The 15,933-nt window shown below is 38.2% G+C and carries 16 protein-coding genes; 7 read left to right on the plus strand and 9 right to left on the minus strand.

Annotated features, from left to right (window positions below; all coding sequences use genetic code 11):
• The first annotated feature begins 2 nt into the window (after nucleotides 1-2).
• The 5 genes from J0M37_12110 to J0M37_12130 all read left to right on the plus strand — a co-directional run bounded on the left by J0M37_12110 (nucleotide 3) and on the right by J0M37_12130 (nucleotide 4,378).
• The gene (locus J0M37_12110) at nucleotides 3-476 is read left to right on the plus strand and encodes a DinB family protein (protein ID MBN8585828.1); all 474 of its coding nucleotides are present in this window, start codon (nucleotides 3-5) and stop codon (nucleotides 474-476) included.
• 69 nt (nucleotides 477-545) lie between these two features.
• Nucleotides 546-755: a type II toxin-antitoxin system HicB family antitoxin gene (locus tag J0M37_12115; GenBank protein MBN8585829.1), complete on the plus strand. Its 210-nt coding sequence runs from the start codon at nucleotides 546-548 to the stop codon at nucleotides 753-755.
• On the plus strand, nucleotides 748-975 hold the full coding sequence (locus J0M37_12120; protein ID MBN8585830.1) for a type II toxin-antitoxin system HicA family toxin: 228 nt from the start codon (nucleotides 748-750) through the stop codon (nucleotides 973-975). Before J0M37_12115 ends, J0M37_12120 begins: the two co-directional genes overlap by 8 nt.
• Nucleotides 976-1,021: 46 nt before the next feature.
• On the plus strand, nucleotides 1,022-2,548 hold the full coding sequence (locus tag J0M37_12125) for a DUF3536 domain-containing protein (GenBank protein ID MBN8585831.1): 1,527 nt from the start codon (nucleotides 1,022-1,024) through the stop codon (nucleotides 2,546-2,548).
• A 6-nt stretch (nucleotides 2,549-2,554) separates the two neighbouring features.
• Entirely contained in the window at nucleotides 2,555-4,378 is a 1,824-nt protein-coding gene (locus J0M37_12130; protein ID MBN8585832.1) for a 4-alpha-glucanotransferase, read from the plus strand.
• Nucleotides 4,379-4,390: 12 nt separating this feature from the next.
• Here the strand turns inward: J0M37_12130 and J0M37_12135 are convergent, their stop codons facing one another.
• The 7 genes from J0M37_12135 to J0M37_12165 all read right to left on the minus strand — a co-directional run bounded on the left by J0M37_12135 (nucleotide 4,391) and on the right by J0M37_12165 (nucleotide 9,995).
• Nucleotides 4,391-5,308 (minus strand): polyphosphate kinase 2 family protein, encoded by a 918-nt coding sequence (locus J0M37_12135; GenBank protein ID MBN8585833.1) that lies wholly within the window; start codon nucleotides 5,306-5,308, stop codon nucleotides 4,391-4,393.
• A gap of 33 nt (nucleotides 5,309-5,341) precedes the next feature.
• Nucleotides 5,342-6,376 (minus strand): hypothetical protein, encoded by a 1,035-nt coding sequence (locus tag J0M37_12140; GenBank protein MBN8585834.1) that lies wholly within the window; start codon nucleotides 6,374-6,376, stop codon nucleotides 5,342-5,344.
• Nucleotides 6,377-6,544: 168 nt separating this feature from the next.
• Nucleotides 6,545-7,360, minus strand: coding sequence for an AraC family transcriptional regulator (locus J0M37_12145; protein MBN8585835.1), 816 nt, complete (start codon nucleotides 7,358-7,360; stop codon nucleotides 6,545-6,547).
• Between the two features lies 1 nt (nucleotide 7,361).
• Entirely contained in the window at nucleotides 7,362-7,988 is a 627-nt protein-coding gene (locus J0M37_12150) for a LysE family translocator (GenBank protein MBN8585836.1), read from the minus strand.
• A 3-nt stretch (nucleotides 7,989-7,991) separates the two neighbouring features.
• The gene (locus J0M37_12155) at nucleotides 7,992-8,861 is read right to left on the minus strand and encodes a tetratricopeptide repeat protein (GenBank protein MBN8585837.1); all 870 of its coding nucleotides are present in this window, start codon (nucleotides 8,859-8,861) and stop codon (nucleotides 7,992-7,994) included.
• A gap of 1 nt (nucleotide 8,862) precedes the next feature.
• Nucleotides 8,863-9,306, minus strand: coding sequence for a DinB family protein (locus tag J0M37_12160; GenBank protein MBN8585838.1), 444 nt, complete (start codon nucleotides 9,304-9,306; stop codon nucleotides 8,863-8,865).
• Between the two features lie 23 nt (nucleotides 9,307-9,329).
• A complete protein-coding gene (locus tag J0M37_12165) occupies nucleotides 9,330-9,995 on the minus strand; it encodes an NUDIX hydrolase (GenBank protein ID MBN8585839.1) in 666 nt (221 codons plus the stop codon).
• A gap of 131 nt (nucleotides 9,996-10,126) precedes the next feature.
• Here J0M37_12165 and J0M37_12170 point away from each other — a divergent pair, with 131 nt between their 5' ends.
• Both J0M37_12170 and J0M37_12175 read left to right on the plus strand, forming a co-directional pair.
• Entirely contained in the window at nucleotides 10,127-10,882 is a 756-nt protein-coding gene (locus J0M37_12170) for a hypothetical protein (protein ID MBN8585840.1), read from the plus strand.
• Nucleotides 10,883-10,929: 47 nt separating this feature from the next.
• A complete protein-coding gene (locus tag J0M37_12175; GenBank protein ID MBN8585841.1) occupies nucleotides 10,930-12,966 on the plus strand; it encodes a hypothetical protein in 2,037 nt (678 codons plus the stop codon).
• Nucleotides 12,967-13,095: 129 nt separating this feature from the next.
• Here the strand turns inward: J0M37_12175 and J0M37_12180 are convergent, their stop codons facing one another.
• Together J0M37_12180 and hflX are read right to left on the minus strand one after the other, a co-directional pair.
• The gene (locus J0M37_12180; protein MBN8585842.1) at nucleotides 13,096-14,283 is read right to left on the minus strand and encodes an acyl-CoA dehydrogenase family protein; all 1,188 of its coding nucleotides are present in this window, start codon (nucleotides 14,281-14,283) and stop codon (nucleotides 13,096-13,098) included.
• 39 nt (nucleotides 14,284-14,322) lie between these two features.
• Nucleotides 14,323-15,699, minus strand: a complete 1,377-nt coding sequence (gene hflX, locus J0M37_12185) for a GTPase HflX (protein MBN8585843.1) — start codon at nucleotides 15,697-15,699, stop codon at nucleotides 14,323-14,325.
• Nucleotides 15,700-15,933 lie beyond the last annotated feature (234 nt).

The raw sequence follows: 15,933 nt of genomic DNA on the forward strand, positions 1-15,933 counted from the left end.
TTATGAATATACTCTCATCTCAATACCTGCTTATCAAGTCATCACGTGAAGTTGTGCTGAAGTATTTTTCTGAAATTAAGCCTTCTGATTTTGCCCGAAAGCTGGAAAGTTTTAATAACTCCTCAATGCAGTCATTATACATCCATTCACTGAACACATATATTCACTGGCTAAAACGCTTCGCCAAAAAAGAAGAGTATCCGTATTTTAAAACTGAAGAGCTGAAAAGCGCAAATGATTTCTGCACTGCTTTTGAAACGATAAATTCCATAGTAGAAGAATTTATTAGTGAGCATTCAGACCCGTTTGATAAAATTACGGGATACATTACATGGCAGAAAAAGGATTTCACCTATACAGCTCTTGACCTGTTTACACATGTAACAACTCATGAGTTCCACCATAAAGGGCAGCTAATGATAATGAGCAGGCTGCTTGGTTACTCCCCTCCCGATGCGGATGCGATACGGTATTAAGGCATAACATATTGGAACATTTTAATAATGCTCAAAAGTTATTATATTTAGAAATAACAAACTAATAAAATGAGTAACCGGCAATTTACAGCAGTAATACATAAAGAAAAAAATATTTATGTGGCTAATTGTCCAGAAGTGGGAACAGTCAGCCAAGGTTTTACTATTGAAGAAGCCGTTTCAAACCTGAAAGAAGCCACTGAATTATATTTGGATGAATTCCCTCTTGATGAATCATATACTTCCATAATTACCACTTTTCAGGTAACACATGCCTAAATTACCAATACTTTCCGGTAGAGAAATTATAAAAATACTTAACAAATTTGGTTTTTCAGAGATCAGACAAAAAGGCAGCCATGTAATTTTGAAAAAGTATGTGGATTCCAAAGAAATCGGCTGCGTTGTTCCACTGCACAAAGAAGTTGCTATTGGTACATTAAAAGGCATTTTAAAACAAGCAAATCTATCTCCTGGGGAATTTATTTCAGATTTATGAATTTGTATTTATCTTTCACTATTTCACCACTTAACCACTTCACTATTTGATTAACATCTGCATACACGGGCATTTTTACCAGCCGCCAAGGGAAAATCCTTGGACGGGCGAAATTGAAAAACAGGATAGCGCCGCGCCGTATCATGACTGGAATGAACGCATCTATGATGAATGTTACAAGACCAATTCAAAAGCAGAAATAATAGATGATGAGGGCAAAGTTGTTTCTGTGTTCAATAATTACGAAACCCTCAATTTTAATTTCGGGCCAAACCTGCTGGCGTGGATTAAAGCCAAACATCCCGAAACGTACGAAAAGATAATCGATGCAGATAAAAAAAGCATTCCCCTGCATAATGGCCACGGCAATGCAATTGCCATGTGTTACAACCACATGATAATGCCGCTTGCTAACCTGAATGATAAAATTACACAGGTGCTGTGGGGACTCGCTGATTTTAAACACCACTTCGGGCGTGATTCCGAAGGCATCTGGCTTCCTGAAACCGCTTGCAACCCTGATACACTCGAAGTCCTGATAACTTTAGGAGTAAAGTATATTATTCTAGATACCAGCCAGGCTGCATTTTACAGGAGATCAGGCGCTGATAAGTGGATAGATGTAAATGACGGTTCTATAAATCCAAAAAGACCTTACAGGTGTTATTCAGAAACTCAGAAGAACAGGTATATCGATATCTTTTTTTATGACGGCCCCGTCTCAAAATCAGTTGCGTTTGATGACGTGCTTGAGAGCTCACAAAACCTGCTAAAGAAAATTTTTAATGCCGAAGATAAGGACTCTCCCGGTGACCAGCTAATAAGTGTAGCAACCGATGGCGAGACCTTCGGTCACCATAAAAAACATGCTGAAAGAACCCTTGCATATTTTATGCGCTCACTTGCGCCTCAAAATGAGCTAAAGATAGTTAATTTCGGCGAGTATCTTGAACTGCACCCCCCGCAATTTGAGGTTAAAATCAAGCCCGGTGATAACGGCGAAGGTACTTCATGGAGCTGTGTACACGGGGTTAAGCGGTGGAATGAAGATTGCGGCTGCGGAGGCGGTGGCGGATGGGTTCAGCAGTGGCGCAAACCGCTGCGCGAAACAATGGACTGGCTGCGTAACCAGATGATAATTATTTTTGAAAACCTGGGCAGCCTAATCTTTTATGATGTCTGGAAAGCAAGAAATGAATACATAACCCTGATGCTTGATAACAGTTCAGAGAACAGGGCTAAGTTCTTTAAAGATAATTCACATAAGCAGCTTTCCCAAAACGAAGAACAAACCGCTGTTAAGCTGCTTGAAATGCAGCGTTATTCAATGCTGATGTATACAAGCTGCGGGTGGTTCTTCAGTGAAATATCAGGACTTGAAACAGTAAAGATACTTGAATATGCCGCCCGGGCTATGGAAATTGTATACGAGCTGACCGGAATTAATGTTGAAAATGAATTCAAAAAACGCCTTGGAGAAGCTAAAAGCAACATTCCCAAATATAAAACAGGCAAAGGCGTGTATGAAAAGCTTGTGCTGCCCCATAAACACCTGGAAGAAAATCAAAAATAAACGAATTTGAGTAATTCAGAAAATTACGAATCATACTTTTTAAACAGCAGGACATCTGATAAATGGCAAAGGATAGGCCTAAAGCGCCGTGCCGGTGCTGCATTACCACTGTATTCGGTTTTTTCCGCTGAAAGCACAGGTGTTGGTGAGATCCCTGATCTCCGGCTGCTTGGCAAATGGTGCAAAAATACGGGAATCTCAATAATCCAGCTTCTGCCATTGAATGATGTTGGCGGTGATTTCGCGCCATACAATTCTGTATCATCCTTTGCAATTGACCCGATGTACCTGGCAATAAAGGATATCCGTGATGCTGATGTTACGGAGTTTTCAGGTGAGCTTAACAGGCTTAAGAAAAAATACAGGCCATTATTCGGCAAAGTAAACTATAAAATAAAACATGCAAAGCTTGCTTTGCTGTGGAAAATTTACAAGCTCACAAGAACTGATAATCTGCCCGCCTTTTTATCATTTAAACAAAGCTCTAAATACTGGCTGAATGATTACGCGGTTTATAAAGTTATAGCTGAAAGTAACCCCGGCAAAGGATGGCGTGAATGGGAGCCGGAATTAAGGGACCGAGCACATCATGCAATTGAAAGCTTTGAAAAGCTGAATTTCGAGCGGATCGAATTCCATAAATGGCTGCAGTGGCAGCTTTTTGAACAGCTTACAGAGGTAAAAAAAGAGCTTACCCGGCAGAATATCCTTTTGCTTGGCGATCTTCCCTTTCTGGTATCCCGTGAAAGCGCCGATGTATGGTCTAACCCCGGCTACTTTTTGCTTCACCTTTCATCAGGCGCGCCGCCTGATATGTACTTTGCTATGGGCCAAAAATGGGGTATGCCGCCGTATGACTGGAACAGCATTGCCAACGATGGCTTTATTTATCTGAAAGAAAAGCTGAAGTATGCTGAAAATTTTTACGATATGTACAGGATAGATCATTTTGTCGGACTCTTCAGGGTATGGGTAAGCGCCGCAGATGAAAATACTTCGCCCGGCACATTTATGCCGAAGGAAGAATACCTTTGGGAGCCGCACGGCAGAAGGATCATAGAAGAAATGGTAAATGCAGCTAAAATGCTGCCCTGCGCTGAAGATCTTGGCACTGTTCCCGGCTGTTCTTTCCATGTATTGTATGAGTATGGTATACCTGGCATTGATTTCCAGAGGTATTACAAAAATGGCGGCAGCTTCCGCCCGCCGCAGGAATACAGGCTCAATTCAGCAGCTGTTTGCTCAACCCATGATTCCAGCTTTTGGGTCAACTGGTGGCAGTTCGAAGCCGGTACAATTGATGAAAAACTGTTCGATCTTTCATGCGAAAAAGCAGGTATTCACCCCGGTCACGTGAAATACTGCAAAAAGATTCTTTTTGATAAAAAACGCTCAAAGCATGGCAGGCTGTATTGGAATGCTGAAATTAGCTCTCCACGCCTGCTGGCTGAAATACTTGGAGTGCCTCAGGAAGCGATCCACAGCATCCTGCACGCATATTCTGAAAGTTACATGGAAAAGGAAAAATTCCTGGGTTACCTTGGGTTTGAAGCGGATATTGACGGGATTTCAGCTGAACTGGTTAAAAAGTGCCTGGAAACGATTAATTACTCAAATTCTGTGTTCAGTATTCAGTTAATTCAGGATTATTTATCGCTAAGTGAAGAGCTGCTGCCAAAGATTGGACGGTACAACTGCCGGATAAATACTCCCGGCTCAGTCAGCCGGAATAACTGGTCACAAGTCCTGCCAATAAGCCTCGAAGAACTGCAGGATCTGGATATCAACTCTACTATCAAACAAATCCTGACAGCCTCAAATAGGCAATAGAATTCACATTACTTATTTATCGCTATCTTCTTTTAGAATAAGCTCTTTAGCGGCTTGGAGTTCCAGCATTTCCTTTTCGGATAATGTTGGATAAGCCAAATCCATTTTTTCTAAGGTGCCCACAATTATATCGCCAACTGCGGCACGCATGAACCATTTCCTGTCAGCGGGAATTATATACCAGGGCGCATATTCTGTAGATGTGTTTTCTATAGCTTGTTCGAAAGCTTCCATATATTTATCCCATAATTGCCGCTCCTTTACATCACTTGCAGAAAATTTCCAGTTCTTATCCGGTTCTTCTATTCTGGCTAAAAACCGTTTTTTCTGCTCATCCTTTGATACATGGAGAAAGAACTTTAAAATAACCGTACCGTTCTCATACGCCTGTTTTTCAAAATTATTTATCATATCATAGCGTTTCTGCCAGAACTTCTTATCAATTTTATCAACGGAATCAATCCCCGGAATGTTTTGGCCGAGAATATATTCAGGATGCACCCGGGTTACAAGCACTTCTTCGTAATGTGAACGGTTAAAAATGGCTATCATTCCCCTTTTAGGCATGGCTTTGTTTATCCGCCACAGGAAATCATGCTGAAGCTCCTCAGCCGAAGGCTGCTTAAAGCTTGTAACGCTGCATCCCTGGGGATTTATACCGGTCATAACGTGTTTTATAGTGCCATCCTTGCCTGCAGCATCCATTGCCTGGATAACTACAAGAAGTGAATACTTATTCATGGCATAAAGCATATCCTGAAGCTCTGCCAGCCTTGTTATATCTTTTGCCAGCATTTCAGCAGCGTCCTCTTTATCTTTAAAACCGCCTGTATACTTTGTATCAAAATTATTAAGACGCACCTTTTTACCGGGTTTTACCAGCAGGTTATCATCTTTTCTGAAATTGTTATCTGTTGAATTACCGCCCATTAAAATTAATATTTTATTTATCCAAATATAACATTAATTATAGAATTTATCACAGTATCCCTTTATTTTACCGGGAATTAATCTACCATCTTTATTAATACGTATTATATAATCTCTGAACAATTCACCCTTTGAATTATAATTATCTTCTTTCATGATCTGGTACAATGCTATTGCTATAACATGAATTCCTTCATCACTTTCCTTCCATCTTTTACGGGCATCTGCCCCAATTCCGAGATTTTCATTTATCAGCTGGTCAAGCGATTGAACGCAATCCTCTTCAAACAGCCCGTCAAGTGTATTGTATCCCAGGGATTTGTTATGATTATTCACTTTATCCATAACAAACTCATCTGTGCTAAATGATTCAATTACAGCTCTAAGCTCTGCATCTGTATTGTAATCATACGGCGGATGCATCATCTCATGTGCAGCCGTGCGGATAGTTATCTCGAACGGCCATGCAATCGATGTCAAAAACCGCATTCCCGTTATTTTAATGCCATGCGGCCTGTTATAATAAAGCATATATACAGTTATTGTATCGGTTGGCAGCTTAAAGCCAAGCATTTTTTCATTTTGCGTTATAACATCATATTTATCCAAACCGGGCTTCTCAGCTTCTATCCTTTTATCAATTCTAGGTTTTATGTTCAGAGTCCAGTATTCTTTAAATCCGCTATCTTTCAGAAATTGCAGGATTATCAATAGTTCATTTTTCACAGAAGCAAATATTTCCCAGCTGTCATCATCATAATACGGCGTTTTTTTGAAATTGGCTTTTAGTTCTTCCGGATCTTTAACCGCCGCAATCAGGTCATCAAGCTCCTCCCCCTCAATAGCTGAAAAATACAGGCATAGCCATGCTGATATGATAATATTATTTTCAAGCTTAAGCTTTTTGTGCAGCGATGTAACTGAATTTTGTACTTCTGCAGGCATAGTTTTTTCATACGGATTCGGTTCCTCCGGATAATGCTCTTTATAATACGGGTCTGCTGTAAGTATGTTCATAAAACAGCACATATCATACTTGAAGGATGGTTCAATTTTCCAGTTTGTCATAGGTTTTTGGTTTGATAAAACAAATTGAGCAGAAAAAATCAATTGTAATACAGTAATCAATAAGATAAAGTTTGTTTTAAATAGCATTTTAAATTTTTAATTTTAAAATACCATGCATAGGGAAAGAAAGTATAGAATATTTTTAACGCACAAAGCGGCAGATTAAAACTAATTTATAACCAGGTTCTTATATTCCAGCGGTGTTAAGCCTTTAAATTTTTTAAAAATCCTGGTAAAGTGGCTTTGATCAGCAAAACCGCATATGTAGCTTACTTCTGCAAGTGTGAATTTACCCGCGGTGAGATACTCACCTGCTTTTTCCACCTTAAGCCTCCTTACATATTCACTCATAGTACAGCGGAAATATCTCTTGAAATCCCTTGAAATATGAGCAGGATGCACACCGGTCTCATTTGCAAGAAATGTCAGATCAAGTCTTGACGGTTCCTCAAACCGCAGTATCTCCTCTGTTTTCTTCACCCATTCAGGCCTATTCCGGGAAATAAAATTACCTGCAGCCAGTACTGAATTAAATGCTTCCAAAATCCCAGTTTCAAAAGCAAGGGCAGTAACATTATCGTTGATAAGATATTCATTATACAGATTCGAAAATAAAATCTTAAATTGAAAATTATTCCTGCTGATATTTTTTTCAATTGCTGCAGTGCTTAAATTATATTTTTCAAACCACCTCTGCCCTATTTCAGCATTCAGTATCCTGTTCCTTGCAGCAAATGAAGAATTTGTATGCTTCTCATCAATTCTGTGTAAAACAACTGAGCCGGGCAAACATCTTTTGGTTTCACTGCGGGTTGATTCAATGTAGCTGCCTTCAATTACATAGGCTATGTATAGATTTTCATGGGCATGTGGAGCAAATTCGTGATCATTATTATATAAGGTATCGGTGATAAGAATTCCGTTGTAATCAATTGAGCTTTTTGTGATACCTAAGTAATTTCCGCTTTTAAGAATTTCCGTCAATTCATTTCCTTTCAAGCAATGCAAGCCTTATACCAAGCCCGATAAACACACTTCCAGTTATCCATTTAAAGATTGATGAATTATTCAGCTTCAGCTTAATGAACTTACCAAGCCTGCCGGCTGAGAGCGCAACAAGTATATTCACAATTGTTCCGTTGAAATTGAAAAGTAATCCCAGCAATATAAGCTGCAATGTAATGTTGCCTTCCGGATTCACAAACTGCGGCAAGAATGCCAGGAAAAAGAGCGCTACTTTTGGATTAAAAATATTTGTTATCATAGCCTGCAAAAAAACCGAATGCATTTTAACAGGTTTTTTATCTACATCAAACTGCAGCGATTGTTTGCTTAAGAAGGTTTTTATTCCCAAATATACAAGGTAAGCTGCGCCTGCATATTTAATTACCTCGTACGCGGCAGGCACTGCCATAAGCAAGGCGGCCAGACCCAGAGCTACTGCAAATGTGTGAAACAGGCTGCCTGCAGCAATTCCCAATGAGGAAATTACTCCTGAGCGGGTCGATTCAGCCACACTGCGCGTTATAACGAACATCATATCAGGTCCCGGTGTGATATTAAGCGTTAATCCCGCAATTATAAACAATAACAGATCATTCAGCTCAGGCATACATTACTCCGCAAGCTCCTTCAGGCGCTCCAGCTTTTCTTTATCATTATCCTGTACCCAGCTATCCTTTGAAAGCTGCTCATAAGCTCTTTTAAAATACGGCTTCGCTTCACCAGCTCTGCCTAGTGCATACAGACACTCTGCAATTTCTTCGGAGTTGTAGCCATCTTCACAGCTATACATTTCGCTATCCTTACCGCGCAGCGCAAGCTGCATTTCCAGCGCCTCTTCGGTGCGGCCAAGTGACCTTAAGCAGCGGGCTACTGACCATTTTGCGATATATAGCTGCATCCCTGATTTCCTTTCAGTATGCCATTTTACATTACGCTCAAATAGCTCAAGTGCTTTATCATACTCTTCCATATCGTGATAGGTCCACCCCGTATTATTATACAGCGCGCCTAGCCATCCCTTCGCTTTTTCATCGTTTGTTTCTTCAGCCATTTTTATAGCAAGCTCATTCCATTTAAGCGAGTCTTCGCCTTTATCTACAATTCCCAGCATGTGAACAGCATCAATTGCTAAATTATCCTCGCCGTATTTATCTGCCTGCATGTATGCGCCCATAAAAAGCTCACGCGCTTTTTCATACTCTTTTGAGGAATTAAATGTCCTGCCCCGCTCAAGCATAAATCTGATGCGCGGCACAATATGCTCAGGCTTCAGCTTCTTCATTACCTTATCAAGTATTTCATGAGCTTCAGTAAACTTACGCTGCAGGCTCTGCGTGCGCGCAAGCTGTGCTAAAAGCTCTAAATAATACGCCTGATCCATACCCTTTTCAGCCGAAGGCAAAAGTTCTCTGAACTTTTGTTCAGTAGCTGCCGGATCGTCGTAGTTCCATAATTTATCAAAATCTCTTTGTTCTGCCATTTTACTTGATTGCTCCTTCTTTGCCTATAATTCTTCTTAATAATCCTGTTTGACCCACATGATATGATTCATGGAAAGCAAGAAAAGTTACCATCCTGTATTTTTCGTTTTCCTCACGGAGGTCTGTTGATTTAAGTTTTTCTTCAAGGATATTCTGTCCGTCATTGTACATTTCCAAAAGTTTGCCAAGATCCATAAGCTTATCAGGTGATACAGGCTCTGTATCACGGTCATACATTTTCATATTATCGCCGCATAGCCTGTCAAGTCCGATAAGCTCCCTGATATCATCACGGCTTACGATAATATGACCTACTACCCAGTTCAAAGAGTTTCCTCCCTGAGCAGGTGATATAATACTTTCTTCATGCGAAATATATTTTAAGTTTCGGTTAAGGACCATATGAGAGGACTTCAGAACAATTAAAGTTTCGTAGTTGTGCATATAATAATATTTTTTACAAAATTCTATCTCATGTTGGAATATATTTTTTCTATTGTGTATTTTGCCCAGCCATGATGCGCGATTTCGCTCTCCTCAGGCAGTGCGAACCTATCAAACCATTTGTAATCGCTGATTTCACCCGTTGGCATAATCTCAGGCAATGCATCGACCTTCTGCCAGTAATGGAATATCAAATGCCATGAACCGTCATTACCAATAAAGGATTCTATGAACCCAAGAGCGAGATTAGCTGTAATATAGCTCATTTGCTCATTCAGTATCCGCCTTGCGGCATCCGAAGGATGCTCATTGAATTTCACCAGGTCATCCGGGATAAACCATCCTTTTTGATGGTCGTATTTGTTTAAATCTTTGTATTTACATAGCAAAACTGAATCTTTATGTATTAGTAGCACATCTGCAATTAATCTTACAGGTTTATTTTCTGTGGTTAGCATATTATTTTTAATTGAAAAACTCCCGTTGTTGGTGCCTGACTGCCATTGCAGTTTTAGCGAAGCGTCACCAACAGCTATATTTAGTTTAATATCATTTAGAAATGTAAAATTACGTGTAAGTTTTCGAAGTTGCAACGGAGAAGTGGTGAGTGAAAAATGGCTGATTGACATCAGCCTTAAATTCGTTTCTAGCCGCCCGCTGTTGGTCTTGCCGCATAGCGGTGTGACCAACAGCTAACACAAATTAAAATGTTGTTGGTGACAACACCAACAACGGGGGTTAGTTTTTACCTCTAATATATTTTTTTTTCGAAGTTTATACCTATATTTGTAAAATAGAAACCTATACATCATCAGGCATATTGGAACCAAACAAAATAACAAAAAAAGAATTTAAACCAAATTTTTGGTTTACCACGAAAGGTATTACTTTATTTGGGATATTTCTAGCCGCTTATTTGAGCACGTTGTTTCATTTGACAAATAGATTAAATGAGATCTTTGCAATTGAATCAAAGTATCGCGAACACTATTCTGAATTAAAGCTCGATAGTATTAAATTAAGTAAACCCAAGCTTTTATTAAATCCATCAACTGGAAAACTCACGCTTTTTGGTGTTGGATTTTGGGTTAAGATAAAAAACAACTCTAAAGATGTTTGTTATATCCTTGCAAAATTTACCAATGATATACCAACATTAAGACCTGTTTTGAGACAAAAAGTAATAGAACAAGATACAACCAGAATAGAGTTTTTCTTAGATTCAACTTTTAGTGATTATGTCATTTATCCTTCTGAGGCAAAGTGGTTTTATGTGGAATCAGAGTTAACTGGAAATGCATCACAGGAACAAAGCTATTTGCACACAATGTTTATCTATTCTAATGCTGTTGGTGGATATTATGATATGTATCTCATCCAAGAAATGAAATACAAATTTGTAGATAATACACCATTGGAAGAAAGATTAGATTCAACAAAACAGATTAGACAAATCATTTTACCAGACCTTGTTGATTTTACAGAAAATATACAACAGATTAGACCATACTGTTATTCTTTATCAGAAATGGAGTTTCTAGACAAAATCTATTTAAAGCAATTTTCTAAAGAATGATTATATATAATGTTTTACAAAATGAAACCCAATCATAATTTCAAGTTATGAAAGAATATTATCTTCAAAACTACAAAGAAATTTTAAATATATTACTAACATTTGTTGGCACAATTCTTGCCATTTTTTTTACTCTCTTTGCGCTACCAATTCAGAATTTATTAGGTAAATTCTCACAGGATACAGTCAATGAAGTACTTTTTGATAAAATTATATTAGGGTGTTTTGCAACTCTCGTGTTTATTTTTGGTTATAATTTTACATTACTGTTTTTTGATTCCGATGCAATAACAATGAGTATAAGCATAGGTACTGGATATTTTTCATTAATCATACTATCTGTTTTAGTTTTAAGAGTATTTTACTTCCTTGATATAAGAAATCAAATTAAATCAAGAGCCAAAAGAATTATATCAAATCTTAAGAAAGAGAAATATGAATCTATTGATTCCCTAAAGAAAGATATAGACTATTTGTTCGATTTTGCTCAAAGATCGATACAAATGGACAGATTTGAGTATTTTTCTTTTACTATGAATAACCTTATAAAAATAGCAAATACATATTCAGTAAAAATTAGAAATACATCATCATATAATGAACCCTTCTTTATGTTTGCAACTGAAAGGTTTATCGATTTGAGAAAATCGATAAAGGTTGATAATCACACAAAAATTATGGATAGCTTGGTGAAATGTTTGGGAGGATTTGCGCATGCTGCCTTTAATATTAAAGGAACACCCGATAAATTCAATTTTGCAGTAAACATTTTTGTTGACGACCTAAAAGATATTATATTAAGTCAAGAAATGTTGCGTGAAACATCAACTGCACCTTATAGTGCAATCTCAGAAATAAAAAATATTGCTTTAAAATCAATTGAGAATGATTATATTGGCACGACCCAATTTTGTATAGAAAAATTGTGTTTTACAAGCACAATCTCATCAAGATTACACATAAACTTTGGAAATTATGTTGCTACTCGAGCTAATGAAACAACTAGTCTTATAGTGTATAAATTATTTGAATCCCTAAAAGCAATATCTCAAGTTGACTCAATGCATCTAAGGAAAGTACTAAAAGAAATTAATGAAACTTTAAAAGATTTTTTTGAAGATGACTATGAACACAAATATGAGACTAATATTGCCCCTTTCTATTACCCTTTGAGTAATTATGGTTTTGACAGATTGCTTACTAATATTATAAATAAAATGCTTTCTAGTGAAGATGATCATTATATATATGAACTTTTAGAGCAAATTGAGGAATTCTTATCTAATTTAAATCAAAATATAAGGAGAGCTTTGAAAAAAGGTTACTTTACTGAAGTTAATCATATTCTACATCAAATTTACACCTTTACAATTATCTTTATTAATTTCAGAACAATGTACGATGGTAAAAATATGGATAGTTATGAAATACAAAGTGATAAATTAAATTTTAAGATAACTGTGAGATCTAAAATATGTGAATTACTAGAGAAGGAATTGCTTAGTATTTTCTACAATCCAATATATTCAACTTTTGAAACAAAAAGTGATAATGTCCCATATTGGGAATATATTGATATGTATTCTTCTATAATCGGAATATTGTTATGCGAACAGAAGAAAGAGGGCACGTTTGAGGGTAACGATTTCGAAATATTAGAGGAATGGACCGATGGATTAATCAAATTAATAGATAAACATAAAAACAATTTAACTTATGAAGAAATTGGAAAAACTTGGAACAAATACGAAATTATCCACCCTCTAAAAAATATATATTACGCGATTAAACTTATTGGTGGGTGGTTTTATATGCTCTACAAGAAGTTCTATTTTGTAAGAATACAAAAAATACTAGAAGAGCAACCAGAGCTTACTAAGGAAATAGACTTTATGGGCTTTGAAGCAGATATGATTGGTTTTGGGCTAAAAGAACGTTGCATAGTAGACTCTCGAGGTAGCAAGAAACATTTAACTCCTCCCTCCTTAGTGACAAGCAATTTTAGCAATTACAATAAAGTATTATTTAATGTTACTGAATTTGAAAAATATTTAGAAGCTTTAAATAAAGACAAGAAAAAATAATCAGAATCATTGATTAGGTTTCTTGTCGATCGTAAAAAAAAGCGGGCTACACCCGCTTCATAAAAAAATCTCCGTTCGGTGAACGGACATTATAAATCATGGTAATCTTTTAATCCTTTAAATTATGGTTTAGTCTTTGTAATCCACTCTGAAGCTCGGAATTCCCGTAATATCTTCACCAATTATCAATGTATGCATTTCATGTGTGCCTTCGTAGGTCTTAACTGATTCAAGATTATTTGCATGGCGCATTACAGGGTATTCATCAAGTATACCGTTTGCGCCTAGAATTTCGCGCGCCATACGGCAGATAGTCAATGCTATTTCGCAGTTATTGCGCTTAGCCATGCTGATATGTGTATGCTTAATTGTGCCGTCATCCTTCATCCTGCCTAAACGGTAAACCATTAATTGTCCCTTTGTAATTTCATTCAGCATCCATACAAGCTTTTCCTGCGTCATCTGGTATGCGGCAATGGGTTTATCGAACTGTATGCGTGAGAGTGAATACTCCAGTGCTGTTGCGTAACACTCCATAGCGCTGCCAAGTACGCCCCATGCAATGCCGTACCTTGCCTGGTTAAGGCAGCCTAATGGACCCTTAAGTCCTTTTACGCCGGGCAGCAGATTCGCATCCGGTACAAACACATCCTGCAAAGTAATTTCACCCGTAATTGATGCGCGCAATGAAAGCTTACCGTGGGTCTGGGGAGTTTCAAATCCTTTAAATCCGCGTTCAACTAAAAAACCGTGTACAACTCCATCAAGCTTTGCCCATACAACGGCAATATCCGCAATCGGTGAATTGGTTATCCACATCTTAGCGCCATTTAGAATGTAGCCGCCATCAACTTTTTTAGCATTGGTTATCATGCCGCCGGGGTTTGATCCGAAATCAGGCTCTGTTAATCCAAAGCATCCAATTTTTTCAGCTTTGGCAAGTGAAGGAAGCCATTTTTTCTTCTGCTCTTCACTTCCGTATGCGTAGATCGGGTACATAACGAGTCCCGACTGCACCGAAGCGAAGCTTCTGAGGCCGGAGTCTCCCCTTTCAAGCTCGGTCATCATTAAACCATATGCAACGTTATTAATTTCCATTCCGCCGTATTCAGCAGGCAGTGTTGGCCCGAAAAATCCAAGCTCCGCCATCTTGGGGATCAGATCTTTCGGGAAAGTCATATCCTGGTTATGCTTTTCGATTACCGGTATTACTTCATTGGTAACAAAATCACGGGTAGTATCGCGTATCATTCTTTCTTCTTCTGAAAGAAGAGCGTCTATATTGAAATAATCCACACCTTTATAATTTGTTGACATGTTAGCTCAAGCTATCCGCCATGCTTTGCAGCTGCATCGCTACACTGCCTCTGCGGATAATTCCTTTCTATTCTTTTTTAATTTTCCCCTGGGCGGCTGTTTAACGGAGCTCAGCCCGCTCAGTATTTTCTTTAAATGATTGCTGTTTCCTTTTATTTTAAGCTTTATGAATTTTGTAAGGTATTTGGTTGATACAATATCAGCTTCTTCATGAAGCATGTTAATTACTTTATAAGCTTCCGGATCATTGGCAGGTATCTTCACTTCAACCTCATCAATTTCACTTTTCATCATATCAATTATCTTATCATACAGGCTTCCCATATTTATGCCTTTGAAAGCTGAAATAAATACTGTATCACTGTAACGCTGCTTAAGAGCGGAAATTATTTCCTGTTTATTTTCTTCAAGCTTATCAACTTTATTAAAAACCATTATCACATGTTTTGAATCAGCGCCGATATCCTTCAGCGTATCTTCAACCACTGTTATCTGGTCTTCGTAGCTGTCGCTTGATATATCAACAACATGAAGCAGTATATCAGCCTCTACAACTTCAGCAAGCGTGCTTTTGAATGATTCTATAAGGTCATGCGGCAGGTTGCGGATAAATCCAACTGTATCGCTAATGAGCACAGGCTGCGGCAGCTTTTCGCCGTTTATTTCCTTCAGCATTTTTGTGGATGTATCAAGAGTTGCGAAAAGTTTATTTTCCACATACACACCTGCATTTGTAAGCAGGTTAAGCAAAGTTGATTTTCCTACGTTGGTATATCCCACAAGCGCAATGCGTGAAAATCCCCCGCGCTGCTGCCTTTGGGTCCTGCGCTGCTCTTCAATTTTTTTAAGTTTCTCTTTCAGCATTGAAATTCGCGTGCCTATGAGCCTTCTGTCGGTCTCGATCTGGGTTTCACCCGGACCCTTGGTACCTATACCTCCAAGCTGTTTAGAAAGATGCGTCCATGCCCTTGTTAAACGAGCCTGCAGGTACTGCAGCTGAGCCAGCTCTACCTGGGTTTTCGCTTCAGATGTTCTTGCATTAGCTGCGAATATATCAAGAATAAGCGCGGGCTTATCTATCACCTTGCACTTAATGATCTTTTCAAGATTCCTTATCTGAGTTGGTGAAAGCGAATTTTCGAAAATGACAAGATCAATCTTTTCATCTTCAACTTTCTTTGCTATTTCCTGCGCCTTGCCTTTACCGATAAATAATGATTTATCTATCTTATCGCGCTCCTGGTAAACCTTATCAACTACAACAGCTCCCGCTGTTTGAGTTAAAAACTCAAGCTCTTCAAGGTGCTCTTTGAATATTTTCTGCTTTACTGTTTTTGCTGTTGATGATTTGGGTATAGTTGTGCAGACAAGTATCGCTTTTTCTGTTTCTTTATTTGTTGTGTGTAGTTTATTCAAATATTATTTCTAATTTTTTCGCTTGTCATACCTGCGAAAGCAGGTATCTTTAATGCCGTCAGGCTGTTAGTCTTTAGATGTTTACATGACGGTGTTCCACCGCCGATGTTGGTGTTTTCACCAACATCTAACTTGCCATCAGGCTACTTTGTTTATGACCTCACCCCCTGCCCCTCTCCTAAAAGGAGAGGGGGGAGATGAAATAACAATTTTCGTTCTATCTCTGTTTCGCCG

It is taken from the genome of Ignavibacteria bacterium, assembly GCA_017303675.1.
In the GTDB taxonomy this organism is placed as follows: Bacteria; Bacteroidota; Ignavibacteria; order Tepidaquicellales; family OLB5; genus OLB5.

Excerpts from the sequence above, each read along its gene's own strand:
- J0M37_12150 (MBN8585836.1), bottom strand. The coding sequence starts at position 7,988 with ATGCCTGAGCTGAATGATCTGTTATTGTTTATAATTGCGGGATTAACG.
- J0M37_12110 (MBN8585828.1), top strand. The coding sequence starts at position 3 with ATGAATATACTCTCATCTCAATACCTGCTTATCAAGTCATCACGTGAA.
- J0M37_12160 (MBN8585838.1), bottom strand. The coding sequence starts at position 9,306 with ATGCACAACTACGAAACTTTAATTGTTCTGAAGTCCTCTCATATGGTC.
- J0M37_12175 (MBN8585841.1), top strand. The coding sequence starts at position 10,930 with ATGAAAGAATATTATCTTCAAAACTACAAAGAAATTTTAAATATATTA.
- J0M37_12115 (MBN8585829.1), top strand. The coding sequence starts at position 546 with ATGAGTAACCGGCAATTTACAGCAGTAATACATAAAGAAAAAAATATT.
- J0M37_12120 (MBN8585830.1), top strand. The coding sequence starts at position 748 with ATGCCTAAATTACCAATACTTTCCGGTAGAGAAATTATAAAAATACTT.
- J0M37_12140 (MBN8585834.1), bottom strand. The coding sequence starts at position 6,376 with ATGACAAACTGGAAAATTGAACCATCCTTCAAGTATGATATGTGCTGT.
- J0M37_12135 (MBN8585833.1), bottom strand. The coding sequence starts at position 5,308 with ATGGGCGGTAATTCAACAGATAACAATTTCAGAAAAGATGATAACCTG.
- J0M37_12155 (MBN8585837.1), bottom strand. The coding sequence starts at position 8,861 with ATGGCAGAACAAAGAGATTTTGATAAATTATGGAACTACGACGATCCG.
- J0M37_12180 (MBN8585842.1), bottom strand. The coding sequence starts at position 14,283 with ATGTCAACAAATTATAAAGGTGTGGATTATTTCAATATAGACGCTCTT.